Origin of the sequence: Streptomyces sp. NPDC088354 (assembly GCF_044753585.1) — a bacterium.
GTDB lineage: Bacteria > Actinomycetota > Actinomycetes > Streptomycetales > Streptomycetaceae > Actinacidiphila.
This window is the reverse complement of the sequence record NZ_JBIVNJ010000017.1, coordinates 47,729-71,781: the sequence shown is the minus strand read 5'-3', so window position 1 is coordinate 71,781 and position 24,053 is coordinate 47,729. Positions and strand designations below refer to the sequence as shown.

The 24,053-nt window shown below is 71.6% G+C and carries 28 protein-coding genes; 10 read left to right on the top strand and 18 right to left on the bottom strand.

Features of this window, described 5'->3' with window-relative positions; translation table 11 throughout:
- Positions 1-154 precede the first annotated feature (154 nt).
- Entirely contained in the window at positions 155-916 is a 762-nt protein-coding gene (locus ACIP98_RS24030; protein ID WP_319663529.1) for a phosphoglyceromutase, read from the bottom strand.
- A gap of 105 nt (positions 917-1,021) precedes the next feature.
- Between ACIP98_RS24030 and ACIP98_RS24025 the strand changes: the two genes are divergently transcribed.
- The 3 genes from ACIP98_RS24025 (at position 1,022) to ACIP98_RS24015 (ending at position 3,673) form a co-directional block, all read left to right on the top strand.
- On the top strand, positions 1,022-2,290 hold the full coding sequence (locus ACIP98_RS24025) for an MDR family MFS transporter (RefSeq protein WP_401977860.1): 1,269 nt from the start codon (positions 1,022-1,024) through the stop codon (positions 2,288-2,290).
- Positions 2,291-2,393: 103 nt separating this feature from the next.
- Positions 2,394-2,741 (top strand): PadR family transcriptional regulator, encoded by a 348-nt coding sequence (locus ACIP98_RS24020; RefSeq protein ID WP_319663527.1) that lies wholly within the window; start codon positions 2,394-2,396, stop codon positions 2,739-2,741.
- Positions 2,738-3,673, top strand: coding sequence for a hypothetical protein (locus ACIP98_RS24015; RefSeq protein ID WP_401977858.1), 936 nt, complete (start codon positions 2,738-2,740; stop codon positions 3,671-3,673). The genes ACIP98_RS24020 and ACIP98_RS24015 overlap by 4 nt, the downstream gene beginning before the upstream one ends.
- 82 nt (positions 3,674-3,755) lie before the next feature.
- Here the strand turns inward: ACIP98_RS24015 and ACIP98_RS24010 are convergent, their stop codons facing one another.
- Together ACIP98_RS24010 and mshA are read right to left on the bottom strand one after the other, a co-directional pair.
- On the bottom strand, positions 3,756-4,262 hold the full coding sequence (locus ACIP98_RS24010) for a YbjN domain-containing protein (RefSeq protein ID WP_319663524.1): 507 nt from the start codon (positions 4,260-4,262) through the stop codon (positions 3,756-3,758).
- Positions 4,255-5,616: a D-inositol-3-phosphate glycosyltransferase gene (gene mshA, locus ACIP98_RS24005; RefSeq protein ID WP_319663523.1), complete on the bottom strand. Its 1,362-nt coding sequence runs from the start codon at positions 5,614-5,616 to the stop codon at positions 4,255-4,257. Before mshA ends, ACIP98_RS24010 begins: the two co-directional genes overlap by 8 nt.
- 255 nt (positions 5,617-5,871) lie before the next feature.
- On the opposite strand from mshA, the gene ACIP98_RS24000 reads away from it, so the two are divergent.
- Together ACIP98_RS24000 and ACIP98_RS23995 are read left to right on the top strand one after the other, a co-directional pair.
- Positions 5,872-6,672, top strand: a complete 801-nt coding sequence (locus ACIP98_RS24000; protein ID WP_319663522.1) for a class I SAM-dependent methyltransferase — start codon at positions 5,872-5,874, stop codon at positions 6,670-6,672.
- A gap of 493 nt (positions 6,673-7,165) precedes the next feature.
- The gene (locus tag ACIP98_RS23995) at positions 7,166-8,416 is read left to right on the top strand and encodes a PP2C family protein-serine/threonine phosphatase (protein ID WP_401977918.1); all 1,251 of its coding nucleotides are present in this window, start codon (positions 7,166-7,168) and stop codon (positions 8,414-8,416) included.
- A gap of 42 nt (positions 8,417-8,458) precedes the next feature.
- Here ACIP98_RS23995 and ACIP98_RS23990 read toward each other — a convergent pair whose 3' ends face one another.
- From ACIP98_RS23990 to ACIP98_RS23980, 3 genes are all read right to left on the bottom strand, one after another.
- Positions 8,459-8,797 carry a DUF2516 family protein gene (locus tag ACIP98_RS23990; protein WP_319663520.1) on the bottom strand — a complete coding sequence of 113 codons (339 nt, stop codon included), beginning with the start codon at positions 8,795-8,797 and terminating at the stop codon, positions 8,459-8,461.
- A 174-nt stretch (positions 8,798-8,971) separates the two neighbouring features.
- Positions 8,972-9,604: a hypothetical protein gene (locus ACIP98_RS23985; protein ID WP_401977856.1), complete on the bottom strand. Its 633-nt coding sequence runs from the start codon at positions 9,602-9,604 to the stop codon at positions 8,972-8,974.
- 53 nt (positions 9,605-9,657) lie between these two features.
- Positions 9,658-10,152 carry a helix-turn-helix domain-containing protein gene (locus ACIP98_RS23980; protein WP_401977854.1) on the bottom strand — a complete coding sequence of 165 codons (495 nt, stop codon included), beginning with the start codon at positions 10,150-10,152 and terminating at the stop codon, positions 9,658-9,660.
- 194 nt (positions 10,153-10,346) lie between these two features.
- On the opposite strand from ACIP98_RS23980, the gene ACIP98_RS23975 reads away from it, so the two are divergent.
- Together ACIP98_RS23975 and ACIP98_RS23970 are read left to right on the top strand one after the other, a co-directional pair.
- On the top strand, positions 10,347-10,796 hold the full coding sequence (locus ACIP98_RS23975) for a nuclear transport factor 2 family protein (protein WP_319663517.1): 450 nt from the start codon (positions 10,347-10,349) through the stop codon (positions 10,794-10,796).
- Positions 10,797-11,139: 343 nt separating this feature from the next.
- Entirely contained in the window at positions 11,140-11,688 is a 549-nt protein-coding gene (locus ACIP98_RS23970; RefSeq protein WP_319663516.1) for a DinB family protein, read from the top strand.
- Between the two features lie 12 nt (positions 11,689-11,700).
- Here the strand turns inward: ACIP98_RS23970 and ACIP98_RS23965 are convergent, their stop codons facing one another.
- The 7 genes from ACIP98_RS23965 to ACIP98_RS23935 all read right to left on the bottom strand — a co-directional run bounded on the left by ACIP98_RS23965 (position 11,701) and on the right by ACIP98_RS23935 (position 18,462).
- Entirely contained in the window at positions 11,701-12,528 is an 828-nt protein-coding gene (locus tag ACIP98_RS23965) for a MerR family transcriptional regulator (protein WP_401977852.1), read from the bottom strand.
- Between the two features lie 116 nt (positions 12,529-12,644).
- Entirely contained in the window at positions 12,645-13,673 is a 1,029-nt protein-coding gene (locus ACIP98_RS23960; protein WP_319663514.1) for an aspartate-semialdehyde dehydrogenase, read from the bottom strand.
- The gene (locus ACIP98_RS23955) at positions 13,670-14,542 is read right to left on the bottom strand and encodes a dihydrodipicolinate synthase family protein (RefSeq protein WP_401977850.1); all 873 of its coding nucleotides are present in this window, start codon (positions 14,540-14,542) and stop codon (positions 13,670-13,672) included. The genes ACIP98_RS23960 and ACIP98_RS23955 overlap by 4 nt, the downstream gene beginning before the upstream one ends.
- 86 nt (positions 14,543-14,628) lie before the next feature.
- Positions 14,629-15,372 (bottom strand): HAD family hydrolase, encoded by a 744-nt coding sequence (locus ACIP98_RS23950; protein WP_401977849.1) that lies wholly within the window; start codon positions 15,370-15,372, stop codon positions 14,629-14,631.
- The gene (locus tag ACIP98_RS23945; RefSeq protein ID WP_319663510.1) at positions 15,362-16,531 is read right to left on the bottom strand and encodes an aminoglycoside phosphotransferase family protein; all 1,170 of its coding nucleotides are present in this window, start codon (positions 16,529-16,531) and stop codon (positions 15,362-15,364) included. The genes ACIP98_RS23950 and ACIP98_RS23945 overlap by 11 nt, the downstream gene beginning before the upstream one ends.
- A 313-nt stretch (positions 16,532-16,844) precedes the next feature.
- Complete coding sequence (locus ACIP98_RS23940; RefSeq protein WP_319663509.1) at positions 16,845-17,594, bottom strand: HAD-IA family hydrolase; 750 nt, start codon at positions 17,592-17,594, stop codon at positions 16,845-16,847.
- Positions 17,595-17,604: 10 nt separating this feature from the next.
- Positions 17,605-18,462, bottom strand: coding sequence for a winged helix-turn-helix domain-containing protein (locus tag ACIP98_RS23935; protein WP_319663508.1), 858 nt, complete (start codon positions 18,460-18,462; stop codon positions 17,605-17,607).
- A 335-nt stretch (positions 18,463-18,797) separates the two neighbouring features.
- Between ACIP98_RS23935 and ACIP98_RS23930 the strand changes: the two genes are divergently transcribed.
- Both ACIP98_RS23930 and ACIP98_RS23925 read left to right on the top strand, forming a co-directional pair.
- Complete coding sequence (locus ACIP98_RS23930) at positions 18,798-18,965, top strand: hypothetical protein (RefSeq protein WP_319663506.1); 168 nt, start codon at positions 18,798-18,800, stop codon at positions 18,963-18,965.
- 56 nt (positions 18,966-19,021) lie between these two features.
- Complete coding sequence (locus tag ACIP98_RS23925; protein ID WP_319663505.1) at positions 19,022-19,201, top strand: hypothetical protein; 180 nt, start codon at positions 19,022-19,024, stop codon at positions 19,199-19,201.
- Positions 19,202-19,205: 4 nt separating this feature from the next.
- Here ACIP98_RS23925 and ACIP98_RS23920 read toward each other — a convergent pair whose 3' ends face one another.
- Positions 19,206-20,450: a GNAT family N-acetyltransferase gene (locus ACIP98_RS23920; RefSeq protein WP_401977847.1), complete on the bottom strand. Its 1,245-nt coding sequence runs from the start codon at positions 20,448-20,450 to the stop codon at positions 19,206-19,208.
- 113 nt (positions 20,451-20,563) lie between these two features.
- Complete coding sequence (locus ACIP98_RS23915) at positions 20,564-21,091, bottom strand: ABC transporter substrate-binding protein (RefSeq protein ID WP_319663502.1); 528 nt, start codon at positions 21,089-21,091, stop codon at positions 20,564-20,566.
- Between the two features lie 223 nt (positions 21,092-21,314).
- Here ACIP98_RS23915 and dtd point away from each other — a divergent pair, with 223 nt between their 5' ends.
- Positions 21,315-21,740, top strand: a complete 426-nt coding sequence (gene dtd / locus ACIP98_RS23910) for a D-aminoacyl-tRNA deacylase (RefSeq protein ID WP_319663501.1) — start codon at positions 21,315-21,317, stop codon at positions 21,738-21,740.
- Positions 21,741-21,780: 40 nt separating this feature from the next.
- On the opposite strand, the gene ACIP98_RS23905 is transcribed toward dtd, so the two are convergent.
- The 3 genes from ACIP98_RS23905 to ACIP98_RS23895 all read right to left on the bottom strand — a co-directional run bounded on the left by ACIP98_RS23905 (position 21,781) and on the right by ACIP98_RS23895 (position 23,876).
- A complete protein-coding gene (locus tag ACIP98_RS23905; protein WP_319663500.1) occupies positions 21,781-22,761 on the bottom strand; it encodes a folate-binding protein in 981 nt (326 codons plus the stop codon).
- 9 nt (positions 22,762-22,770) lie between these two features.
- Complete coding sequence (locus ACIP98_RS23900) at positions 22,771-23,223, bottom strand: Fur family transcriptional regulator (protein WP_319663499.1); 453 nt, start codon at positions 23,221-23,223, stop codon at positions 22,771-22,773.
- Positions 23,224-23,312: 89 nt separating this feature from the next.
- Positions 23,313-23,876 (bottom strand): FABP family protein, encoded by a 564-nt coding sequence (locus ACIP98_RS23895; RefSeq protein WP_319663497.1) that lies wholly within the window; start codon positions 23,874-23,876, stop codon positions 23,313-23,315.
- Positions 23,877-24,053 lie beyond the last annotated feature (177 nt).

Here is a 24,053-nt window from a genome sequence, read left to right as displayed (position 1 = left end):
TCGTCACGGTCACCTGACGCACTCGCCGCGATCCACGGTTCCCTGCCTCACGCTCCGAGGCCCGGAGGGTACGCAGGGCCCGGCGTGGGCCCACGGCACAAAAACGTCCCCTCACCCGCACCAAACGTGCAGGTGAGGGGCATGATTACGGAAGTTACTTCTTCTTGCCCTGGTTCTTCACGGCCTCGATCGCCGCCGCGGCCGCCTCGGGGTCGAGGTAGCGGCCGCCCGGGGTGACGGGGCGGAAGTCGGCGTCGAGCTCGTAGGCGAGCGGGATGCCGGTGGGGATGTTCAGGCCCGCGATGTCGGCGTCGGAGATGCCGTCGAGGTGCTTGACCAGGGCACGCAGGCTGTTGCCGTGGGCGGCGACGAGGACGGTGCGGCCGGCCAGGAGGTCCGGGACGATGCCGTCGTACCAGTACGGCAGCATGCGGTGGACGACGTCCTTGAGGCATTCCGTGCGCGGGCGCAGCTCCGGCGGGATGGAGGCGTAGCGCGCGTCGTCGGCCTGCGAGAACTCGCTGTCGTCGGCGATCGGCGGCGGCGGGGTGTCGTACGAGCGGCGCCAGAGCATGAACTGCTCCTCGCCGAACTCGGCGAGGGTCTGCGCCTTGTCCTTGCCCTGCAGCGCGCCGTAGTGGCGCTCGTTGAGGCGCCAGCTGCGGTGGACGGGGATCCAGTGCCGGTCGGCGGCCTCGAGGGCCAGCTGCGCGGTGCGGATCGCGCGCTTCTGGAGGGAGGTGTGGACGACGTCGGGGAGCAGACCGGCGTCCGCGAGCAGCTCGCCGCCCCGGACCGCCTCCTTCTCGCCCTTCTCGTTGAGGTTGACGTCAACCCATCCGGTGAAGAGGTTCTTCGCGTTCCATTCGCTCTCGCCGTGGCGGAGGAGGATCAGCTTGTACGGAGCATCAGCCATGCCTGGAGTCTAGGAGAAAACCCCTTGGCCCCCCGCGGAGGGCACATGTAAGCTGCGCAGGCCGCCTTGGCCTATTACGCTTACCCGTCGCGAGGAGTCGCCGCCGTGCCCGCTGTCGTACGAGCCGTACGGGAGACCGTGTCGGGGCTTCCCCGGACCTTCTGGTGGCTGTGGACGAGCACGCTGATCAACCGGCTCGGCGCCTTCGTGGTGACCTTCCTCGCCCTGTACCTGACCCTGGACCGCGGCTACTCCGCGACCTATGCCGGTTTGGTGGCCTCGCTGTACGGCCTGGGCGGCGCGGTCGGCGCGGTCGTCGGCGGTGTGCTCACCGACCGGGTCGGGCGGCGCTCGACGATGCTGCTGGCGCAGCTCGGCGCCGCGGCCGGGACGGCGGCGCTGGCGTACGTGAACGGGCAGGTGGCGATCGCGTCGGTGGCGACCGTGCTCGGCGTGGCGAGCAGCGCCTCGCGGCCCGCGGTGCAGGCGATGATGGCGGACATGGTGCCCGCGAAGGACCGGGTGCGGGCGTTCTCGCTCAACTACTGGGCCATCAACATCGGGTTCGGTGTGTCTTCCGCGGCAGCCGGGCTCATCGCGTCGCAGGGCTACTTCTGGCTGTTCCTCGGCGGCGCCGTGATGACGCTGCTGTGCGCCCTGGTGATCTGGGCGAAGGTCCCGGAGACCATGCCCGAGAGCGGCCCCGCCTCGGCCGCGGCGGGCAGGACGTCGCGGGCCGGGCTCGGCATCGTGCTGCGCGACCGCCGCTTCATGGCGTTCGTCGCGCTGACCTTCCTTCTCGGCACCGTCACCCAGCAGGGCTCGACCACGCTGTCGGTCGACATGGGGCGGCAGGGCTTCAGCGCGAGCCAGTACGGCCTGGTCATCGGCCTCAACGGGCTGCTCATCGTGCTGCTCCAGATCCCGTTGACCCGCATGGTCGAGGGCCGCAGCCGGGCGGCGCTGCTCACCGCGGGCACCGTGCTGATGGGCTGGGGCTTCGGGCTGACCGCCTTCGCCGGGTCGGTGGCCTTCTACGCCTTCACCGTGGCGGTGTGGACGATCGGCGAGATCCTGCACGCGCCCGCGTCGATGTCGCTGGTCGCCGACCTGTCCCCGGCGCACGCCCGCGGCCGCTACCAGGGCATGTACTCCATCGCCTGGCCGGCCGCGTCCTTCGCCGGGCCGCTGCTGGGCGGCGTGGCACTGGACCGCTGGGGCGGCGGCGTGGCCTGGGGGGCGTGCGCGGTGGTCGGCACGGTGGCGGGCGCCGGGTACTGGCTGCTGCTGCGGGAACGCACTCTGCGGGCCGAGCCCGTTGTCGAGGCGCCTCCGGCCCTGGACCGGGTGCCGGGGCCGACGGCCGACCACTGAGCGCAAGGCACCGAGAGCGCCTCCCCCGGCCCGTCAGGGCTGATCGGTGACCGCGGCGACTCTTCCTACCGCCATATACCGTCAGCCGGTATATGCTCGACGTATGTCCTCCCAACCGCTGCGGGAGCCGACGCTCCTGCTCCTCACCGCACTCGCGGATGCCCCCCGTCACGGCTATGCCCTGATGCAGGAGGTCGAGACGATCTCCCGGGGACGGGTCCGCCTCCGGGCCGGCACGCTGTACGGCGCGCTGGACCGCCTGCTGAAGGAGGGGGTGGTCCGTGTCGAGCGCGAGGAGGTCATCGACAGCCGTATGCGCCGCACCTACGCCCTCACCGACGCGGGCCGCGCCCTGCTCGCCACCGAGGCCGAGCGGCTGCGCACCACCGCCGACGAGGCGGCGCGGCGCCTGGGGATCGGCCTCGCCCGACCGGACGGAGCAGGCGCATGACCACGTCCCCGCCGCACTGGACCACCCGCGCGTATCCGCCCGCCTACCGCCGGGCGTACGCCGCCGAGATCAGCGGGCACATCGCCCGGGTCACGTCCGACCGGGGCCGACGTGCGGGGACTCTCGAAGGCGCCGCCGTCCTCGGCCACGCCCTGCGCATGCGCACCGGACTGGACTCCGCCCGCCCCGGCGGCCGCCTCCTGGCGGCACTGCCGGCCTTCGTCGTTCCCGTCGCCGCCTCGCTGTGCCTGACGCTGCTCGTCGTCTGGCGGATACCCCCGCTGCCCTGGGACGGCGAGCGCGCCTGCACCCCGCTCGCCTATGTCCCCTGGCCGGCCGTCCTCGGGTGCGCGCTCGCCGGCCGCTGGGCGAGCGCTCGTGTCGCCGCGGGCGCCGCGCTGCTCGGCGCCGTCGCGTCCTGGCCGCTGGTCCGCTGGACCGACGGCGCGGAAGGGCTCGCGCAGAACCGGACGACGCTGGCCGGGCTGGCGCTGGCCGCCCTCCTGGTGCTCCTCGCCCCACCCGACCTGCCGCCCGTCACGAGCCGCGCCCGCCGGGCCATGGCGCTGGTCGCCCTCGCGCTGGGGGTACCAATGCTGGTGGGGGCGGTGACGGTCTTCGACACCGTCTCCGGGCCGTACACCACCACGGAGGCGCGGGCCGATCCGCTGCTTCTCTTCGTCTGCTTCACCCCGCTGGTCCTCGCCGTGCCCGCGGCCCTGGCGATGTCCCGCACCCGGTACGGCCTGGCCCTGGCGGCCCTGCTGATCGCCGGGTCCGTGCTCTCGTTCGTCCCGGTCGGATGGCTGGCGGAAGTGCCGTACGCGGCAGGTGGCCTGCTGGCGCAGGAGGTGTTCGGGACAGGAGCACTCGCGCTCGTCGTGCACGCCGTCCGCGACACCCGCGAGCGACGGCGCGCCGTGCGGCGCTGAGCGGCGCGCTCCTCCCGTCGCGCCACCCGTGCGGCCACCTCCGGGTGGCCGCACGACCGGGCGGACCCGCGGTCCGGGACGCCTACTGATCGGCCTCGCCTGTCAGATGGGCGAACGCCTCCAGGTTGCGCGTCGACTCCCCGCGCGCCGTCCGCCAGGCGTGCTCCTTGCGGATCGCGGTCGCAAAGCCCAGTTCCAGAAGGGTGTTGAAGCTGCCGTCCGCGTGCTCCAGCACCGCGCCGAGCAGCCGGTCGACCTCCTCGGGGACGACCGCCACCAGCGGCAGACGGCCCGCGAGATAGACGTCACCAAGCCCGTCGATGGCGTAACTCACCCCGTACATACGGGTGTTGCGCTCCAGCAGCCAGCGGTAGAACGCCTCGTGGTTCTCGTCGGGACGGCGTACGACGAAGGCGTTGACGGAGAGGGTGTGCCGGCCCACGGCCAGCGCCACGGTGGTGGACAGCTTGCGCGTGCCGGGCAGCTTGACGACGTACTCACCGGACACGCCGGTCTCCCAGTCGAGCTCGGCCTCCCTCAGCGCCTGCTCGACCGCCGACCGTGCCGCCGCCTGCTCCCGCTCACCCATGCGGCGATCGTAGGCGACGCCGCCGCTCGGCCATCGCACCCGCGTAGACCTCGGCGGTCCTGGCCGCCGCCGTGCCCCACCCGAAGCACTCCGCGTGGCGGGCCGCTGCCTCGCCCATCGTGTCGACCAGGTGGGGGTGCTCGACGAAGCGGCGCAGCGCGCGGGCGTAGTCGCCCGGGTCGTGGCCGGGCACGAGGAAGCCGGTCTCCCCGTCCTTCACGGCCACCGGCAGACCGCCGACCCGGGCCGCCACCACCGGCGTGCCGCAGGCCTGTGCCTCGATGGCCACCAGGCCGAAGGACTCGCTGTACGAGGGCATGACCAGCACCGACGCGGCCCGGTACCAGTCGGCGAGCCGGTCCTGGCCGACCGGCGGCTGGAACCGCACGAGATCGGAGATGCCCAGCCGGGCCGCCAGCTTGTGCAGCCGCTCCGGCTTCGCCAGGCCGCTGCCGCTCGGCCCGCCGACGACCGGGACCACCAGCCGGTCGCGCAGCGACGGATCCTCGGCGAGCAGGATCGCCACCGCCCGCAGCAGGACGTCCGGCGCCTTGAGCGGCTGTATCCGCCCGGCGAACAGCGGGATCACCGCGTCCTGCGGCAGCCCCAGCCGGGCCCGCGCGGCGGCGCGGCCGCCGGAGCCGCCCGTCGGGTCGGGGCGGAAGCGGTCCAGGTTGACGCCGGGGTGGACGACGGCGACCTTGAGCGGGTCGGCTTCGTAGTGCCGGATCAGTTCGTCCGACTCCTCGGCCGTGTTGGCGATCAGCCGGTCGGCCGCCGTGACGATCTGCGTCTCGCCGATCACACGGGCGGCGGGCTCGGGCATGTCGCCCTCGGCCAGGCAGGCGTTCTTGACCTTCGCCATCGTGTGCATCGCGTGCACCAGCGGAACGCCCCAGCGCTCGGCGGCGAGCCAGCCGACGTGTCCGGACAGCCAGTAGTGGGAGTGCACGAGGTCGTAGTGGCCCTGGCGGTGGCGGGCCTCGGCGAGCATCACGCCGTGCGTGAACGCGCAGAACTGGGCGGGCAGGTCCTCCTTGGCCAGTCCCTCGTAGGGGCCGGCGTCCACATGCCGCACCAGGACGCCCGGCGCGAGCTCCACCGCCGGCGGCAGCGCGGCGGTGGTGGCCCGGGTGAAGATCTCCACTTCGATGCCGGAGCCCTCGGCGAGCCGCTTGGCCAGCTCCACGATGTAGACGTTCATGCCGCCCGCGTCGCCGGTGCCCGGCTGGTGGAGCGGCGACGTGTGCACGCTGAGCATCGCCACGCGCCGCGGCCGGCGCCCGCCGACACCGTGCCGGCGCAGCCGGCGGTGCGCACCACCGGTCAGGACCCTCGCCACGTACTGGCTCACGTCGCCGTGCCTCCTCGCTGCTCTCAGGGCGGGCCGCCGCCTGCGCGCGGACCGGCCCCGAACCTCTACAACCGGTCAGTAGCCGAGATCCATTTCCTCTTTGCCAAAGCGTGACCCGGCCGGCGACCGGGGCGGACCGCAGGCGTCCCGGCACGCGCCGGCGACCCTGGAGGCCACCGGGGATGCTGCCCGGTCGGCGCCGCCGCACGCGTCCACGCCGTCGGCGGCTCCGCGGGGCTCGCATAGGCTCGGCGTATGCGAGCGAGGCGGCCGGTCGGGGAAGTGACGCGGGGGACGACCAATCCGAACCGGCTGCGCCGCATGGACCGGTGGATCGTGGCGGCGCACGGGCCCGCGCTGCGCCGCGCGGCGGACCCGCTCGCCGTGGACCTGGGGTACGGCGCGGCGCCGTGGACGGCGCTGGAACTGCTGCAACGGTTGCGGACGGCGCGCGCGGACGCCGAGGTCGTCGGCATCGAGATCGACCCCGGGCGGGTCGAGGCCGCGGCGCCGTACGCCCGCGAGGGCCTGTCCTTCGCGCACGGCGGCTTCGAGGTACCGCTGCCCGGCGACCGCAGGCCCGTGCTGATCAGGGCGGCGAACGTACTGCGGCAGTACGACGAGCAGCGGGTCGCGGAGGTGTGGGACCGGCTGCGTTCCCGGCTCGCCCCGGACGGGCTGCTGGTGGAGGGCACCTGCGACGAGATCGGCCGCCGCCACGTGTGGGTGGCGATAGGCCCCGAAGGCCCGCGCACGGTGACGTTCGCGACCCGGCTGGGATCCCTGGAACACCCCTCCGACCTGGCCGAACGACTGCCGAAAGTGCTGATCCACCGCAATGTGCCGGGCGAGCCGGTGCACGCCTTCCTCACCGACTTCGACCGGGCGTGGGCGGCGGCCGCGCCCTTCGCCTCGCTGGGCGCGCGACAGCGCTGGATCCGGACGGTCGGGAGCCTGGCCGGTCCGGGCGGCTGGCCGGTGACGGACACCGCGGCGCGCTGGCGGCAGGGCGAAGTCACCGTGCGCTGGGAGGCGTTGGCACCTGCCGGCGGCTGATCGCGGGCCCTGCGGGCACCACGCCGCCCGGCCTGCGCAGCACCGCCCCGAGGCACGATGCCCGGGGGTGACAGCACCGACGGGCACCGTCGAAGGAACCGGGCCGCCGGTCGGCCCGGCCGCGGCCGCGGAACAGGGCGCCGTCTCGGCCCCGCTTCGCGGGAGAGCGGTGGCGGCATGTTGTCCACAGCCCTGTGGACAACATGCCGCCACCGCACGAACGCGGGTGACCTGCGGCGCACGGCCACCGCCGCGTGACGGGCGCCACTGCACATCCGTCCGGACGTGACGTTGCTCATGTCCGAAATGCCCCCCGAACGCCGAAATCCCCAGCTCGCAGGCGCATATGACACGGGCGGTTCACCGGCAGGCCCTCCCCCGCGGACACGCGGTACCGCTATGGTCGCCCTTCAGTGTGCTCGGAGCCGACGGTGGCAACACCGCTCCGGGACGTTGCCCTCGGGGGGAGGGAAGGAATGGTCCGATGTCGCCGATGCCCGCGACCGAACGGCGAACCGACCGGTTCGCCACCGTGCCGGGGCCGCGCCAGGAAGTGCTGCCCGCCGAGGGCCGGACCTCCCCTGCCCTGACGCTGCTCGTCATCGGTGAGGACCCCTCCGGCACCTTCACCGTCCCCGACCTGCTGGACGTCTCGGGGACCCGCGTCCGCATCCGCCGCGCCCGCAACCTGACCGAGGCCGAGCGGCTGCTGCTGCGCGACGACGTCAACTGCATCCTGCTGGAGCTCGGCCCGGACACCGCCGCGGGCCTCGACGGCCTGCGGCAGCTGCTGCGGCTGGCGCCGCGGACCGCCGTACTCGTCCTGACCACAGGCACCGACACCGACGCCGAGCGCGCCGCCGAGGCGGTCCGCGTCGGTGCCCAGGACCAGCTCACCCCGCCCGACCTGGAGCCGTCCCACCTGACCCGGGCCATCCGCTACGCGGTGGAACGCAAGCGGGCCGACGTCGCCCAGCGCCAGCTCACCGAGACCCGGCTGCTCGCGCAGGAGAACTCCCGGCTGGAGCGCGGCCTGCTGCCGACCCCGCTGCTGCAGGGCGCCGACCTGCGCTTCGCGGCCCGCTACCGGCCCGGCCGCAGCCGCGCCCTGCTCGGCGGCGACTTCTACGACACCGTGCGCACCCCCGACGGCACCGTGCACGCCATGATCGGCGACGTCTGCGGCCACGGCCCGGACGAGGCCGCTCTCGGCGTGGAACTGCGCATCGCCTGGCGTGCGCTGACCTTCGCCGGGCTCTGCGGAGACCTCCTGCTCTGCACGCTGCAGCAGGTGCTGGAGCACGAGCGGCCCGACGAGGAGATCTTCGCGACCCTCTGCCAGGTCGACATCGCCGCGGACGGGCGCTCCGCCGACCTCTATCTGGCCGGCCACCCCGCCCCGCTGGTCTCGCTGTCCGGGATGGCGCCGCAGCTGCTGCCCTACGAGCACGGCGGTCCGGCGCTCGGCCTGCTGCCCGGCACGTCGGGCTGGGAACGGGCGCGTATCGAGCTCGGCGAGTCGTGGAGCCTGATGCTCTACACGGACGGGCTCATCGAGGGCCGGATCGGCCAGGGCCCGCAGCGACTCGGGCAGGAGGGCATGGTCGAACTCATCGGGCGGCAGTTGTCCGCCGGGCTCGCCGGCGAGGAACTGCTGGACGCCGCCGTCACCGAGGTGCGGGAACTCAACGGCGGGGAGCTGACGGACGACGTCGCGCTGCTGCTGCTGGAATCCGGCGCCTGATCCGGCGCCGGTTCACGGGGAGCGTCAACGGCCCCGGCGGGCTCAGCGGTTGAAGGGTCCGTACGGGCCGTCGCTGCTGCTGCCGCCGCGACGCCGGGGGCCGCCCTTGCCCGCGACCTCGCGGAGCTTCGGCCGCACGTCCACCATGTACACGATCACCGCGATCAGACCGATGACCGGCAGGAACGACAGGATCGAGAAGATCTTCATCACCACGGCGGCGATCGCGAGGACGATCAGCCAGAACGCCTTGGTGTTCTTGTCGGCCGCGCGGTAGGCGTCCTGGCGATGGATCGCGGCGTCGATCAGGGCGAAGAGCGCGAGCAGGAAGAGCGCCCAGGACACCAGGCCCAGGACACCCAGGAAACCCGTAACCAGCATTGCCGTCCACCTCCGTCGTCGGCTCCCACCGTACCCGGCCGGGCGAGCCGGGGGCGCCCTCCTGCGCGAAGCGCCGTAGGGCCGCAGGGCCGTGGGCTCACAGGAGCGGGCCGGGCACGCGATGCGTGCCCGGCCCGTAGTGCGCGCGGGAAGGCGCGCGGGTGTGCGCGGGCCTCAGGAGGCCGGCTTGCCCGGCGTGCTCTTCCGGGCGGCGCCGGGGGCCGGCTTCTTCGCCTGGGCCGGCTTCTTGGCCGAGGCGGACCGGTCGTCGGCCGGGGCCGGGGCCGGGGCGGGCACGGAGTTCTGCGCGGGAGCGGGCGCCGGGGCGGGCTGCGCCGCCGGACGCGGCTCCGGCTCGCCCTCGATGGCGACCGCGATGTCCTCGACCTGGTCGGCGGCCTCGCCGCGCCAGGTCGCGACCGCGTCCTTGCCGCGCTCGGCCAGGCCGTCGTAGGTCTCCTTGGCGCGGACCGCGTACTCGGCGGCGCGGCCCACCTGCTGGAGCGCGAAGTCCTGCGCGGAGTCGCGCAGCTTGCGCAGATCGGTGTCAAGGCTGCCGAAGAGCTCGTTGACCTTGGCCTGCGCCCTGTTCTGCGCGCCCTTGGCCTGCGCGGTCACCTTCTCCTGCACGGCCTTGGGGTCGGTGCCGCGGATCTTCTCGATCCGGTCCGGGGCCTCGCTGCGGATCTTCTCGATCAGCGGCGGGACCTCCTTCAGCTTCTCGGCCGCGAGGTCGGCGGTGCCTGCCAGTGCGTAGAGCGGGGTCGGGTCCTTGAGGGTCTTGACGAGGTCGTCGGTGATCGCCATGAGGGTTTCTCCCGTATGAGGATGGTGGCGTGTACGTCTGTTGAGTCCGCCGGTCACTCGGCGGCCGCGGCGTCGCCGCCGCCCCCGTCGTCCGGTCCGGCGGTCGCCTTCGGCTTCAGCACGGCGGCAGCCGTTTGCGCCGCCTTCTTCACCGCGCGCTCGCGCGGCGCGGCGTACTGCTCGTCCCGAGCTTCCTCCACCGCGGCGCTCTCCCTGCGGAACGACTCGTAGATCTGGAGCAGGACCTGCTTCTGCTTCTCGTTGATCGCCGTGTCGGCCAGGATGGCGGTACGGACCTCCCGGCCGTCGCCCTGGTCCCGCTCGTCGAGGATCCCCGCCTGCACGTACAGGGTCTCGGCGGAGATGCGCAGCGCCTTCGCCAGTTGCTGCAGGATGTCGGCACTGGGCTTGCGCAGCCCGCGCTCGATCTGGCTGAGGTACGGGTTGGACACCCCCGCTGCGTCGGCGAGCTGGCGCAGCGAGAGCTTCGCGTTGCGGCGCTGCTCCCGCAGATACTCACCGAGGTTGCCGACGTTCAGTGAAGCCATGTCTTAGAGCATGCCCCGCGGTGCTAACTTTTGCAAGCAGAGTGCTTGCAAAAGTCTCGTTAAGGGGATGTGACGCCCGCCGTCACGGGCCGGACGGCCCAGGGTCTGTCCGGCGGCGCCGTGGGCGTGATAGTCATAAAACTGACTGATCAACCCCATGACTGGGGCCGCGGCCCCCGGAAGGCGGCAGGCCCATGTCGACCACCACCACGGACCGTTTCCGCACCGCTGTGGAGACCCGCGACCTCGCCGGGCTCGACGATCTGTTCACCGACGACATCCGGTTCTACAGCCCGGTCACGTTCACGCCCTTCGAGGGCAAGCCCATGGTGCTCGGCCTCTTCGGCGTCCTGCTCCGCACCTTCGAGGACTTCCGCTACGTCGGCCGCTTCGACGGCACCTCCGCCACCAGCGGCGACGGCGGCGACGCGCCCTCGGAGATCCTGCTCTTCCGCGCCACCGTCGACGGCAAGGACATCCACGGCATCGACCTCCTCCACTTCGACGAGGCCGGCCGGATCAAGGAGTTCACGGTCATGGTCCGCCCCCAGTCCGCGGTGCAGACCCTCGGCAAGGCGGTCTTCGCCGGCCTGGTGGCCGCCGGCCTCGCCCCCGCCCCGGTGGACGACCCGATCGCACCGTGACCGCCGGCTCCTGGTGACTCCGGTCCGGGCGCGGGCTCCGTCCGCAGCGGGGACCGGGGGCGGCGCCCGCCGGACCCCCTCCGGCGGGCGCCGCACACGGGATGCCCCGTGCTGCCGCCCCCGAACAGTTCGGCCGTCGTCGCGGCAAAATCGGCGCCCGGCTCGCACGGCACGGGTACGGCACCCCCGACCCCCGGTCGTGCGGCTCAGGACGGCAACCGGCCGGAGGCACCTACGGCATTGCGGACCGGAACTGACCGCAATGCTCCGTACCGTCGAAGACGCAAGGCGACGACGTGAGAGAACGCCGGGACACCGGCGGCCGACGGACAAGAGGTGCACGATGCCCACGGTGGTTCGCAACGAGACGGACGAGCGGGACGCCCTGCTGGCCTACCTGGAGTCGCAGCGCGCCGGCGTGCGCCGGGCGGTGCTGGGACTGGACGACGCGCAGGCCACGTCGCGGCCGAGCGCGAGCGAGCTGACCCTCGCCGGGCTGGTCAAGCACGTCGCCCGCATGGAGGAGGTCTGGGTGCAGGGCCTGCTCCTCGGCCGCGAGGAGAAGGCGGGCAGCCAGGAGGACTACGTCAACGGCTTCCGCCTGCTGGACGGCGAGACGCTCGCCGGCTGGCTGGACCGCTGGGCCGCGATCGCCCGCGAGACCGAGGCGGCCGTGCTCGCCCTCCCCGACCTGGAGGGGACGGTCGCGCTGCCGGACGCACCGTGGAACCCGCCGGGCATGAAGGTCAGCACCCGCTGGATCCTGCTCCACCTCATCGAGGAGACCGCCCGGCACGCCGGGCACGCGGACATCGTCCGCGAGTCCCTGGACGGCCGGACGGCCTTCGAGCTGGTCGACCTCGCGGCACGCGAGGGCCGGCCGATGGGCTGACCGCCCGGCCGATCAGTCCCCGGGGGCCAGCGGCTGCTGGAGTTCCGTCACCCAGGTGTCGGGGTGGCCGCCGGCCTCCAGGTAGAACTCGCGCGGGTAGCCGGTGGAGCGGTGGTCGTGGGCGTCGATCCAGCGGGCGAGCGTCTGCTCGGTGCGCAGGACGTCGTCCATGGACCCGCGGTGCACGATCGTCGCCGCGCTCTCGATCGCGGGCAGGTCCACGACCGCGAAGTCGTACCCGGCGTCGGGGTCCACGTCCACCGGGAGCCCGGCGTGCACCACGACCGCGCCGTTGCCCTCGGGCGCGTCCTCGTAATGGGCCACGCTCGGCCCCACCGGCCGCACCCCCGCCGCCTCCAGGCGGCGGCACAACTCGCCGTACAGCGGCTGGATCACCGGGCTGATCTGCGCCGGCTCGAACCCGGCCGCCGTCGCGGTGAGTTCGGCCAGCCGTACGCCGGGCACCCGCTTGACGACCACGTCGTCGGAAGCCATCCGTCCCTCGCTTTCGATGGTCCGCAGCCTCGCCTCGACACCCGCCAGACGTGCCGCGTCCGCGGCGATGGCCGCCGCGAGTTCGGCGCGTCGCAGCCGCAGCATGCCGCGCAACTCGTCGGCGCCGACCTTCTCGTCGAGGATCGACCGCACCTGTTCGAGGGTGAAGCCGAGGTCCTTGAGCGCGATGATCCGGTTGAGCCGGGCGAGCTGCCCCGCGGCGTAGGAGCGGTATCCGCTGGCGGGGTCGACACGGTCGGGGCGCAGCAGCCCGATGGCGTCGTAGTGACGCAGCATGCGGACCGATACACGGCCGTGCCTGGCGAAGTCTCCGATGCTGAACATGACGCCCTCCAGTGCAGGGCCTCACACGGTGTGAGGGTCAAGCGCGTCCGAGCCGGGAACGCCCGATGCCCCGGCACACGCGGCCGGGGCATCGGGCGACAACGGGGTCGCGGGCGTCAGCCGCGCAGCTCCGCCGCGACCAGCTCGGCGAGCTGGACGGCGTTGAGCGCGGCACCCTTGCGGAGGTTGTCGTTGGACAGGAAGAGCGCGAGGCCGTGCTCGACGGTCTCGTCCGCGCGGATCCGCCCCACGTAGGAGGGGTCCTTGCCGGCGGCCTGCTGCGGGGTGGGGATCTCCGACAGCTCCACGCCGGGCGCCTGGGCCAGCAGCTCGTAGGCGCGCTCCACACTGATCGGACGCGCGAAGCGGGCGTTGACCTGCAGCGAGTGCCCGGAGAAGACCGGGACGCGCACACAGGTTCCGGACACCTTCAGCTCCGGGATCTCCAGGATCTTGCGGGACTCGTTGCGGAGCTTCTGCTCCTCGTCGGTCTCGAAGCGTCCGTCGTCGACGATCTTCCCGGCCAGCGGGACGACGTTGAAGGCGATGGGCCGCTGGTAGACCGCGGGCTCGGGGAACTCCACGGCCGCGCCGTCGAAGGTCAGCCCCGTCGCCTGGTCGGCGACCTTGCGGATCTGCCCGTCGAGCTCGGCGACACCGGCCAGTCCGGAACCGGAGACCGCCTGGTACGTGGTGGCGACCAGCGCGGTCAGCCCCGCCTCGTCGTGCAGCGGGCGCAGCACCGGCATCGCGGCCATCGTGGTGCAGTTCGGGTTGGCGATGATGCCCTTGGGGCGGTCGGCGATCGCGTGCGGGTTGACCTCGGACACCACGAGCGGGACCTCGGGGTCCATGCGCCAGGCCGAGGAGTTGTCGATCACGACCGCGCCCGCGGCGGCGACCTTGGGGGCGAGCGCCTTGGACGTGGCGCCGCCCGCGGAGAACAGGACGATGTCGAGACCCGCGTAGTCGGCGGTCGCCGCGTCCTCGATGGTGATCTCGCCGTCCTTCCACGGCAGCGTCCGCCCCGCCGAGCGGGCCGACGCGAACAGCCGCAGCCGCTCCACCGGGAAGTCACGCTCGGCCAGCACCTTGAGCATGACGCCGCCGACCTGGCCGGTGGCTCCGACGATTCCGATCCTCATCCGGTCTCTCCGATCAGTGCGTACGTACGGTCCCGAGTATCCCCCGATGCGGCGAGTGCCCGGAGGGCCGTCTCGACTGCCGGCCGCCCGGCAGGCAGCAGCGGCAGCCGGACCGCGGGGGTGGGAATGCGTCCCTGGGCGTGCAGTACCGCCTTGGTCACCGTGGGGTTCGGCTCCGCGAAGCAGGCGGCGGCGAGCCTCGCCAGCGCATGCCCGCGTGCCGGATCGTGGGGACGGGCCAGCTCCACCCACTGCGCGGTGGCCAGGTGCGCGGAGGCCAGGATCGCCCCGGCCGCGCCCAGGGCCAGCAGGGCGGGGGCGAAGACGTCGTCCCCCGCGTACAGCGGCACCTCCCGCACCAGGAGGACGGTGTCCTGGTCGATGCCGCCCACGGCGTGCTTGAAGCCGATGACACCGGGGATCGCCGCGATCCGGCGCACGGTGTCGGCGCTCAGGGTGCGCCCGGTGCGGTACGGGATGTTGTAGACGACCAGCGGCGCTGCGGACGCCTCGGCCAGCGCCTCGAAGTGCGCGACCACGCCGTCCTCCGAGGGCCGCACGAACGCCGGTACGGTCACGAGCGCGGCGTCCGCGTCGAGTGCCCGCAGCTCCTCGGCCGCCCGTCGCGTATCGGCTCCCCCGGCCCCGACCGTGAACCGCGCACCTCTCTCCCGGCAGCCCCGCCCCACGATCTCCCGGACGAGCTCCTTCTCCGCCTCGTCCAGGGTCGCCACCTCGGCCGTCGTCCCGAGCGCGACCAGGCCCTCGGCCCCGTCGTCCAGCACGTCGTGCGCGAGCCGCTCCAGCGCGGCGGCGTCCACGCGCCCGTCGGCGTCGAAGGGCGTGATCAGCGGTACGTGAATCCCCATGGGACCGAGCCTGGGCCACCGGACCATCAAGGTCCAGTTAAATGTCCTTCACCCCACGAGTTAGCGGCACTGCATGATGGCGTCCGTCACCCCGAGCCGGCGCACTGGACGGAGTGGGAGTCCTGATGCCGCACCATGTCCACCAGGACCTCCAGGGACCCCACGACATGGATCGCACCCGCATTCCTCAAAGCCACCGTCTTGTGCGGAGCACGCGCGTAGCCGACGAAGCTCACGCCCGCTTTGTCCGCGGCCTCGAGATCGCTCACCGAGTCACCGATCATCAGGCACTCGGCCGGCTCCGTGCCGGTCGATGTCATCGCGCGGGTCAAGCAGTCCGGATCGGGCTTCAACAGCGTGGGGTCGGGTGCCCGCCCATGGATGTGCGGGCCGAAGAACCGTGAGAGGCCGCGCTCCTTCAGGAAGACGGTTGCCGCCCTGGCCGAATTATTGGTGGTGACCGCCACCTCTCGGCCACTCGCGGCCAGTGATCGCACCAACCCGTCCGCGTGCGGAGTCAGGCGGGCCGACCGCGCGGCCTTCGTCTCCTCCTCGGCAAGGAGCTCCTGCAGTTCACGGATGACGTTGACAGCACCGTGCCAGGCGGCCTTCCTCAGCACCAGCAAGGGATCGCGTACTCCCCGGACCACCCCGGCGGGCACCCCCAGTTTCTGCGCCCGTCGCCCGAGCGTCTCGGCCACCCGGACGGCCGGACGGTGGGCGAACAGGTCCGCGAGAGGGCCGTCGAAGTCGAACAGAACGCAGGTCACCCGGCTCAGCGAAGCCTGCAGTTCCCGGTCGGTCCCACGGCCCGTCGTGTCAGCGGGCACCGGCCCGGTTACGGGCCGCCCAAACCGTGAAGATCCACCTCCGGCGGCGCTCCGGGTACCGCAGCGTGTGCCAGTCGACCAGCGCGCTCTCGATCTCGTCCTCTGTGGGCACGGCGTCCAGCCCGATCGGCTCCCTCGCCCGTTCCAGCGCGCGGCGGACCATGCGGGCGGAGTGCCCGAGGTCCGGGCTGCCCGGCTCTGTGCCGAGGCGCACCGCCGCCCTGACGACATCGGCGAAGACCGACTGCGCGTACTCGAAATCCAGATAGGCCTGCAGGTCGGTGTCCATCCCCGCGGTCATCGCCGAACAGCCGCGCCGGACGAGCGTCTCCTCCCAGATGCCCTTCATGAGTTCGCGCTCGTCGTCGGTGTACTGCATCCGCACCAGGTGCGTGGCCAGGTCGTGCAGGGGGTCGCCGTAGGTGGCGAGCTCCCAGTCCAGGATGAAAAGGCCGTCGTCCTCCAGCACCACGATGTTGTCCCGATGGAGGTCGGTGTGCAGCAGGGCGTACGGTCTGCGCTGCAACTCCCGTGTACGCAGGCTCACTCTCGTGCGAAAACGGGCCAGCGCATCGTCCGGAACACCGAGTGCGTCGAAAAGGCCCCCGAACTCGGGGCGGTGACGCCGGTACACCTCGTGCTCGGCGTGGTGGACGAGGTGGTCAAGGAAGGCGTCGCTGCTCTTGTGGTCCGCCGGCCAGTCGGCCGGCAGCGCCGGCAGTTGATCCCGCCCGACGAGGGCCGTGCGTGCGAAGACCTCCGCCAGCTTGCGGAGCATGTCCTCGCCCAGGGGTTCGCCCGGCCCCGAGACCTGCGACAGAGCGGTTCCCGGTTCGAACCTGTGCAGCGAGGCGCCCTCGAAGGCGACCAGGCAGTGCGGGGTGGCGAAAGGGGGCTCCGGGCTCAACCGCTTGAGCGCGGCGAGCACCTCGGCCTCGTCCTGCCACGTGCGCATCACCACCATGGGCGTGTTGAGCGGGACCCTCAGCTTGACGTGCGCCGTCCGCTCCGGCGGGGTGGACATGAACCAGTCGAGTCCCCGGCCGGCCGGCATGACGTGGTTCGCGTTGTGATGCCCCGCCAGGACGACCGAGTCGGAACGGCGCTTCTTCCGCTCGTAGTGCCACTTGACCAAGGACTTCTGCAGGCGCTCGTACATGAGGGGACGCGCCAGACTGTCGGCCGTCACCGGAGCCGCGGCCGCCCGGCCCACGAGGCGGCCGCATGGTTCGGGGAGATCGTCGTCAGGCGTGTCAGCGGCATCAGGCCGTGGGCCGTCCTTGGGCATACGCGTGCCGGCGCCACCCTGGGGATCCGTGGCCACAACCGTATCCGTCAACTTGCACCGACCGTTTGAGCGCTCGCCAATAGCCCACCACGAAGTGATGGCGCATGATGTGGCGCGAGCCTACGCGCTTTTCCCCGTTGCCGCACATCGAAACCCATAGCGTGTCAATCGTATTTCGGTACGCCTACTCACCGACGGGAGCGCCCCGCCGGCCGAGCCCCGCGGCGGAGAAAGCTTCCACCAACTCCCGCATGTCCCTGACCAGCAAATCCACTCCTTCCCCCAGAAGGGCGTCGACCCGCTGTTGATAACGGTCACCGATCCCGGCATATGCCAGAAATTTCACGTGCGCGGCACGTGCGGCCCACAGGTCCCGCACGGAATCACCGATCATGAGGCAATTGCCCGGGGTGGAAACCCACCCCAACTCCTCCATCGCCGCGCGTAGATATGCCGGGTGGGGTTTCATTCTGTCCGGCGCGTCACCCCGGCCGAAGATTCTTCCGCCAAACTCCTGCTCCAGCCCATATTTCTTCAAGTAGACCTGGACCGAGGCCGGAGAATTGTTCGTGGTGATCGCCATGGGCCGCTCCTGCGCGGCCAGCCCCTGTATGAGCTCGGCGACCCCGTCGACGGGATGCGCCACCATCGCCGCTTGGCGCTCCGCATCGACAAGGACGCCATCGAGTCCCTTGACTATCTCCTCGGGAAAGCCGGCGAACGCCACATCCTGCAGGAGCTGGTGCGTGTCGGTGTACCCCTCGAATTGCGGCAGCAACCAGCCCTTGTCCGCGAGGAACTCCTTCATGTGTCCGGCCACCGACTCGGCGCTGTACCCGGCGAACAAGTCACAAAGCGGCCCATCAAAGTCGAACAGGACGACCTTGACTCCTCGTAGTCGGTTCAGGAGCCGCTCAGGGTCTGTCGAAGCCATTCAGTGAGTGTCACACCGATTCGGCGATTGTGGTCCACAGTGAGTCGAACCACTGCCGGCACTCCTCGAGCTGGGCGGGTCCCTGCGGGTAGAGCTCCGCACCGACACCGAGGACGTCGTAGATGGCCACTCGCGTCCCGTCGTCCAGGACGACGTTGTTGTCCACCACTGAGTAGTACCCCGTGAGACCTTGATCCCCGTTCAACAGATAGATCTTGGTCATGGGTGTGATCGGTACCGTCTTGGTTTCGATCTTCACCGAGGTCAGCTCGCGGTTTTCCAGATCACCCAGCAGGTTCCGCAGGACGCGAGTCTGGAGATCTATCAGGCCGGCCAGACGGTGCCGGGGACGCGCGTCGTCCGGGTCCTCCACGTTCCGCGGGATGGCCAGCAGCGCGTCGGGGCTGGGCAGCAGGAGCCGAACCGCAATCGAAGAAGGACGCAGCTCACCGCGCAGGATTCGGCCGACCGGACGGCTGAGGGCCGCGTTGAGCGACTCGCTCGTCAGGCAGTAGGCGTCGATCGTGATGTGTTCCGCCTCGAACGCCTCCGCGATGGCGTCCTCCAGCTCGACGCTGGCCGAATCCGTGCGGTGAGCCGCGCCGTTGGCATGTGCCGGTGTCGGGTTGCGCCAGTTTCGGGCGAAGACTCCCTTGCCCTGGATTGACTCTACGTAACCCTCGTCCTGGAGCTCCTTGAGTGCCCTCTGGACCGTGGCGCGCGCTACATCGAACGTCTCCACCAGCTCAGCCTGGGTGGGGAGTTGCTCGTCGACCGGGATCTCGCCGGCCTCGATCTGGTGACGCAGCGAATCGGCCACGCGCTCCCATTCGCGCCTGACTCCACCGTTTCCTCGCGAGCCGTTCACGCGAGAAGCCTACATCTTCCGGTCAGGCAAGTGGAGTTGACTGCGACGAGTTTATGGACCTGTAGTCATCGGGAACAACCTAGACATGAGTGCAGTCAACTGCTCCGACCGACAGTCAAGTTGGGGCGGTTGACACCACGGGGACCGCGGCGTCCCGGCCCAACGACGCGCTCGGGACAGCCGCGGGTGACAGTGCAGCGCCATGTCGCATCGCACGCACACATCAGCACCAGGCTTCCGCTCTCGCCACGTGTCGACCTTCGGGTCAACTCTCCCTCTTCCGTGCTCTACGCGCGGAGAGATCGATCCCACGCGCCTCGAAGGAGTGAAACCCCATGCCCGCACTCGCTCTGTGCGCCTTCGCGTTCGAGCAGCTCGTCCAATGGCGGTACGGCGCGGCAGGCGCCTTCGCCGTCGGATTGTTCACGGTGGGCCACAAGGCCCGGAACACGACGTTCACCTGTGTCGGACTCGTGGTGATCGCGCTGCTGCTGACCCGCTAGGGGCAGCGGCAGCGGGGCCCGCGCCGTTCGGCGGCCGCCTTGGGAAGGGGTGGGTCATGCTGTGGAGTCACGTGATGGCGGCGATCCTCGAGGAATACCTCGGCCGGCAGTTCGGCCCGCTGATGGGGCTGGGGATCGTGCTGGTCGCGGTCGGGTCGAAGGCGCGGTCGAGCTACGCGATGTGCGTGGGCGGGGTGCTGGTGGTCCTGGTCCTCGTCTCGTACGGCGGGCGCTGACGCCTCAGAAGCCGTCGATCGCCCACGGCTTGCGCGAGGTGCGGAAGAGCGCGTCCACCCGGGCCGCGGCGCCAGGGTGGGATTCGGTGGCCTGGCCGACCGTGGCGAGGCGGACCGCGGACTCGTCGCCGAGGTAGAGGGTGGCGAGGTCGGCGGCGGTGAGGGTGAGGTCCGGGGCGACGGAGGGGGCGGCTTCGGCGGTGGCGGTGCCGTCGGGTGCGGCTTCGACACGGAAGCGGCCGGCGGCGTAGCCGTACGGGTCGACGACGTCGAGGACGACGGCTCCCGGAGCGGCGTAGGTGCGGGCGGCCAGCGCGCGGGGCACGTCGATGAAGCGCAGCCACAGGAAGTCGGAGCTGTTGTCGATCCGGGCGGCCCGGCGGTCCCCGAGCAGCAGCGGCATGACGTCGTCATGGGCGCGGAAGCCGGTGCGCACGGTGGTGACCCAGTCGATCGACAGCAGGAAGCGCCACAGGGCCCGCTCGGCGGCCGGGGTGGCGGCGATGAGCTGCTTGACCTCCAGGGGGGACTCCGGGTACATGCCGCGCCACTTGTCGTCGACGGTGTACGCGGCCAGACCGTCGATGCGGCCGGCGGAGTCCCGGTAGAAGGCGAAGATCGGTTCCTTCCAGGGGTCGCCGCCCGGCACCTGGACCTTGCCGGTGAACAGCTCCCACCACCGGTCGTTGCGGTTGATGGAGCCGGGGGCCTGGAGCCGTACCCGCTCGTGCAGTTCCGGACCTGACTTGAAGACGTCTGCGGGGTCGACGAGTTCGACGCGGCCGTCCTCGTCGTCGGCGGGCGTGCGCAGGCCCGCGCGGGCGGTGTCGACGTGCCACTCGGTGACGCCGGCGGCGGCGCCGAAGCCGAAGCGGCCGTAGATCGGGAACTCGGCGGCGATGAGGATCGCGAGCGGCTCGCCTCGTTCGGCGGTGGCGGCCAGTTCGTTGGCCATCATGCGGGAGGCGACACCGCGGCGGCGGTGCGTGGCGGAGACGGTGACCTGCGTGATCGCGCTGCTGGGCAGCACCGCCCCGCCGGGCACGGTGACGTCGCGCGGCATGCTGCGGAACGTCGCCACGCAGCGGCCGTCGTCGAACGCGCCCTGGGCGCGAGCGAGGTCCGTGTAGGGCCGCCGGAGCTCGATCTCCTCGTCGCTGACGGTGGCGGAACGGAGGAAGCCGAGTCGCGTGGCGCGCAACCAGCCGGAGTAGTCGGATGCTTCGAGCGTGCGGACCTCAAGGCTCATGTCCCGCACGGTAGGCGCCGGTCAGGCCTTCGCGCATCCCTTTTTCCCGCGGGATTTCCCCGCGGGATTTTCCGCGGGATTTTCCGCGTGGCCCGCCGCGGTCCGCCGAGCCCTCAGTCCCCCGACAGCAGATCCTCGACCCGCGCCTCGCCCGCCCGGTACCGCCGCGCGATCTCGGTGCTGCAGCCGTCGACGGTGCGCTGCAGCGAGTGCCGGCAGCGCGACACCTGCTGCTCGTGGCGGACCAGCCGCCCCATCGCGTCGTGCAGTTCCTGGTCGGTGCGGGCCTCCAGGTCGGACAGCTCGACCTCGGCGAGCATCTCCTCGGCGAGCTGCCGGTACCGCTCGCTGCGCGGGGTGCGCAGGGTGACGTGCCGGGCGGAGGTGCGGTGCCGGGAGGGGGTGTCGGTGAGGATCTCCGAGAGCCGGTCCAGCACGGGCGCGTCGGGGGCGGTGCGCCGGGCGAGCTCGGCGCGCAGGATGTCGATGCGGCCCTGGAGCAGGCGGCGGAGGTAGGACAGGTCGGCCTCCTCCAGCTGGGCTTCGCGGCGCGCGGTGCGCAGGCCGGCGAGGGTGAGTCCGGCGAAGTCGGGCTGCGGCGCGTCGGGGAACGGGGAGCGCGGGCCCGGTGCCTTGAGCATGCGTTCGCCTTCCGCCGTCCCGGTGGTACTCGTCGTACCGGTGTGCTTCATCTCTGTCCGTCCCCTCGTCCCCCGCGTCGGGCAGATCTCGATCGTGCCACCGAGTACCTGCGTCCCGCAGGCACCTGCACCCGAACGGCCGCCCCGGACAGTTGTGCGTGAGCCCAACCGGGCGTACGGCCCCGATGCCGCGCGCCCCTTCACGCCCGGGAGAATGGGGGTCATGCGAGCGGTGGCCCAGCGGGTGAGCGAAGCGAAGGTCGTGGTGGACGGCGAGACGGTCGGCGAAATCGCCGGACCGGGGTTGTGCGTGCTGGTGGGGGTCACGCACGACGACACCGAGGAAAAGGCGGCACAGCTCGCCCGGAAGCTGTGGAGCCTGCGCATCCTGCCCGACGAGAAGTCCTGTTCCGACATCGGCGGGCCGCTGCTGGTGATCTCGCAGTTCACTCTCTACGGTGACGCCCGCAAGGGGCGCAGGCCGACCTGGAACGCCGCCGCGCCCGGCCCGGTGGCCGAGCCGCTGGTGGACGAGGTGGTCGCTCAGCTGCGCGCGCTGGGCGCGGACGTGGCGACGGGCCGCTTCGGAGCGGACATGAAGGTCTCGCTCACGAACGACGGCCCGTTCACCGTGGTCCTCGATCTCTGAGTGGTCCTCGGTCTCCGAGATCCCTGCCGGTCGTCGCCCGTCAGGGCTCGACGACGGTCTCCTGGTTCGCGGCCGTCCCGTCCGCCAGCAGCGGGGCGTCCACGGGGGTGTTGCGCTTGATCACCGCGAGGGCGATCGGGCCCAGCTCCCAGTGCCGGGCGGAGGAGGTGACGGTGCCGATCTGGCGGCCGTCCGGCCCGTCGGCGGCGATGCGCACGGGCGTGCCGTGGCCGGGCAGCTTGACCTCGCTGCCGTCGAGGTGGAGGAAGACCAGGCGGCGCGGCGGCCGGCCGAGGTTGTGGACCCGGGCGACGGTCTCCTGGCCGCGGTAGCAGCCCTTGTCGAGGTGGACGGCGGTGTCCAGCCAGCCCAGCTCGTGCGGGATGGTGCGGTGGTCGGTCTCCAGGCCCAGCCGCGGGCGGTGGGCCTCGATGCGCAGCGCCTCCAGGGCCAGCACACCCACCGGGGTGCCCGCCTCCCGGGCGAAGGCCTCCAGCTCGGCACGCGGCACGAGGACGTCGCGGCCGTGCGCGACCTCGCGCACCGGCCAGCCCTCGGGGACGGCGGCGATGCTGCCCGCGGGGAGGTGGACGACGGCGTGCTCGCCGGTCACGTCGGCGACGTCGACCTGGTAGAAGAACTTCATGCTCTCCAGGTACGCGACGAGGTCGCCCTGCGTACCGGGCTCGACGTGCATCCAGGTGGTCGTGCCGTCGTCGACGAGGTAGAGCGCGTGCTCGACGTGGCCGTGCGCGGAGAGGATCAGCGCCTCGGTGGCCTGCCCGGGCGGCAGGTCGGTGACGTGCTGGGTGAGCAGGAGGTGGAGCCAGGCGAGCCGGTCCTGGCCGGTGACGGCGACGACACCGCGGTGGGACAGGTCGACGAAGCCCTTGCCGTCCGCGAGGGTCCGTTGCTCGCGGAAGAGGTCCCCGTAGTGCGCGGCGACTCCCTCGTCGGGGCCTTCTGCGGGGACGGCGCCGGGGAGCGACAGCAGGGGGCTGGTCAGTGTTTGTCGCTGCATGGAACCAGCCTACGTCTCGGTAGTTGAACCCTCAGACGTTCGGGCCTTCCGCGCGCAGTCCGCGCACCGGCCGAAGATCGCGAAGTGCTTCATGTCCGTCTCGAAGCCGTAGGTCGCGCGCAGCCGGTCGGTCAGCGGCGCGGCCTCGGAGATGTCGGCCTCGGTGACCGACTCGCAGTCCCGGCACACCAGGTGCATGTGGTGGTGCCGGTCGGCGAGGTGGTACGTGGGGGCACCGTGGCCCAGGTGGGCGTGGCTGACCAGGCCCAGTTCCTCCAGCAGCTCCAGCGTGCGGTAGACGGTGGAGATGTTCACCCCGGAGGCGGTCCTGCGCACCTCGGTGAGGATGTCGTCCGGAGTGGCGTGCTCCAGGACGTCGACCGCCTCCAGGACAAGCTGTCGCTGCGGCGTCAGCCGGTAGCCGCGCTGCCTGAGATCGCTCTTCCAGTCCGTGGTGACCACAGGGACAGTCTAGGCGGAAGGCCGCCGTCGGCGGCCCGGCGCGGCACGACGGCGCCGCCCCGGGCGGACGGCACCGGCTCGCGGACGGCTCAGCGGAAGAAGGCGATGCCGTCGTCGGGCAGGTCCTTGAGGTCCTTGGCCCACTCGCTGGGGTTGACGACCTTCTTCAGGTGCGCCGACATGTACGGGCGCAGCGGCACCTCGGGGGTGGCCTTCTCGCCCACCCACATCAGGTCGCTCTTGACGTAGCCGTACAGGCGCTTGCCGCCGCTGTAGGCCGGCGCGTCGGCCAGCCGGGCCACGGCGTCGGTGACGAGGTCGATCTGCGGCTTGCTCTCGGCGAGTTCGCCGTACCAGATCTCGATGACGCCGTTGTCGCGCGTCATGGTGATCTCGACCTTGCGGTCCTTGTCGATGCGCCAGAAACCGGACTCGCTCTCCAGCGGCTTCGCCGGCTTGCCCTCGGCGTCCAGGACCCAGGTCTTGGAGGTGTACTCCAGGAAGGGGCGGCCGTCGTGGGTGAACACCACTTCCTGGCCGAAGTTGCACTTCTCGGCGCCGGGGAAGTCGAAGACGCCCGCGCCCTCCCAGGTACCCAGGAGGAAGGCGAGCGGTACGAGCTCCGGGTGGAGGTCGGAGGGGATTTCGATCATGTTCAGCGCTGTCCCTGGTAGAGCTTCTTCACCGCCAGAACGGAGAACGCGAGGACGCCAAGGCAGACCAGGACAAGCATGACGTCGAAGAAGATCTCAATGGCGCTCACGAGCGTGCTCCTCGGGCAGGCGCGGACGGTCGGCGGCCCGGTGGGGCCGTCAACGAGTCTAGTCGGC

Bases quoted from the DNA above. Each gene is read 5' to 3' on its own strand.
- ACIP98_RS24030 (WP_319663529.1), bottom strand. From the start codon at position 916: ATGGCTGATGCTCCGTACAAGCTGATCCTCCTCCGCCACGGCGAGAGC.
- ACIP98_RS24020 (WP_319663527.1), top strand. From the start codon at position 2,394: ATGTCCTCCCAACCGCTGCGGGAGCCGACGCTCCTGCTCCTCACCGCA.
- ACIP98_RS24015 (WP_401977858.1), top strand. From the start codon at position 2,738: ATGACCACGTCCCCGCCGCACTGGACCACCCGCGCGTATCCGCCCGCC.
- ACIP98_RS24010 (WP_319663524.1), bottom strand. From the start codon at position 4,262: ATGGGTGAGCGGGAGCAGGCGGCGGCACGGTCGGCGGTCGAGCAGGCG.
- ACIP98_RS24000 (WP_319663522.1), top strand. From the start codon at position 5,872: ATGCGAGCGAGGCGGCCGGTCGGGGAAGTGACGCGGGGGACGACCAAT.
- ACIP98_RS23995 (WP_401977918.1), top strand. From the start codon at position 7,166: ATGCCCGCGACCGAACGGCGAACCGACCGGTTCGCCACCGTGCCGGGG.
- ACIP98_RS23990 (WP_319663520.1), bottom strand. From the start codon at position 8,797: ATGCTGGTTACGGGTTTCCTGGGTGTCCTGGGCCTGGTGTCCTGGGCG.
- ACIP98_RS23985 (WP_401977856.1), bottom strand. From the start codon at position 9,604: ATGGCGATCACCGACGACCTCGTCAAGACCCTCAAGGACCCGACCCCG.
- ACIP98_RS23980 (WP_401977854.1), bottom strand. From the start codon at position 10,152: ATGGCTTCACTGAACGTCGGCAACCTCGGTGAGTATCTGCGGGAGCAG.
- ACIP98_RS23975 (WP_319663517.1), top strand. From the start codon at position 10,347: ATGTCGACCACCACCACGGACCGTTTCCGCACCGCTGTGGAGACCCGC.
- ACIP98_RS23970 (WP_319663516.1), top strand. From the start codon at position 11,140: ATGCCCACGGTGGTTCGCAACGAGACGGACGAGCGGGACGCCCTGCTG.
- ACIP98_RS23965 (WP_401977852.1), bottom strand. From the start codon at position 12,528: ATGTTCAGCATCGGAGACTTCGCCAGGCACGGCCGTGTATCGGTCCGC.
- ACIP98_RS23960 (WP_319663514.1), bottom strand. From the start codon at position 13,673: ATGAGGATCGGAATCGTCGGAGCCACCGGCCAGGTCGGCGGCGTCATG.
- ACIP98_RS23955 (WP_401977850.1), bottom strand. From the start codon at position 14,542: ATGGGGATTCACGTACCGCTGATCACGCCCTTCGACGCCGACGGGCGC.
- ACIP98_RS23945 (WP_319663510.1), bottom strand. From the start codon at position 16,531: ATGTACGAGCGCCTGCAGAAGTCCTTGGTCAAGTGGCACTACGAGCGG.
- ACIP98_RS23940 (WP_319663509.1), bottom strand. From the start codon at position 17,594: ATGGCTTCGACAGACCCTGAGCGGCTCCTGAACCGACTACGAGGAGTC.
- ACIP98_RS23930 (WP_319663506.1), top strand. From the start codon at position 18,798: ATGCCCGCACTCGCTCTGTGCGCCTTCGCGTTCGAGCAGCTCGTCCAA.
- ACIP98_RS23925 (WP_319663505.1), top strand. From the start codon at position 19,022: ATGCTGTGGAGTCACGTGATGGCGGCGATCCTCGAGGAATACCTCGGC.
- ACIP98_RS23920 (WP_401977847.1), bottom strand. From the start codon at position 20,450: ATGAGCCTTGAGGTCCGCACGCTCGAAGCATCCGACTACTCCGGCTGG.
- ACIP98_RS23915 (WP_319663502.1), bottom strand. From the start codon at position 21,091: ATGCTCAAGGCACCGGGCCCGCGCTCCCCGTTCCCCGACGCGCCGCAG.
- dtd (WP_319663501.1), top strand. From the start codon at position 21,315: ATGCGAGCGGTGGCCCAGCGGGTGAGCGAAGCGAAGGTCGTGGTGGAC.
- ACIP98_RS23905 (WP_319663500.1), bottom strand. From the start codon at position 22,761: ATGCAGCGACAAACACTGACCAGCCCCCTGCTGTCGCTCCCCGGCGCC.
- ACIP98_RS23895 (WP_319663497.1), bottom strand. From the start codon at position 23,876: ATGATCGAAATCCCCTCCGACCTCCACCCGGAGCTCGTACCGCTCGCC.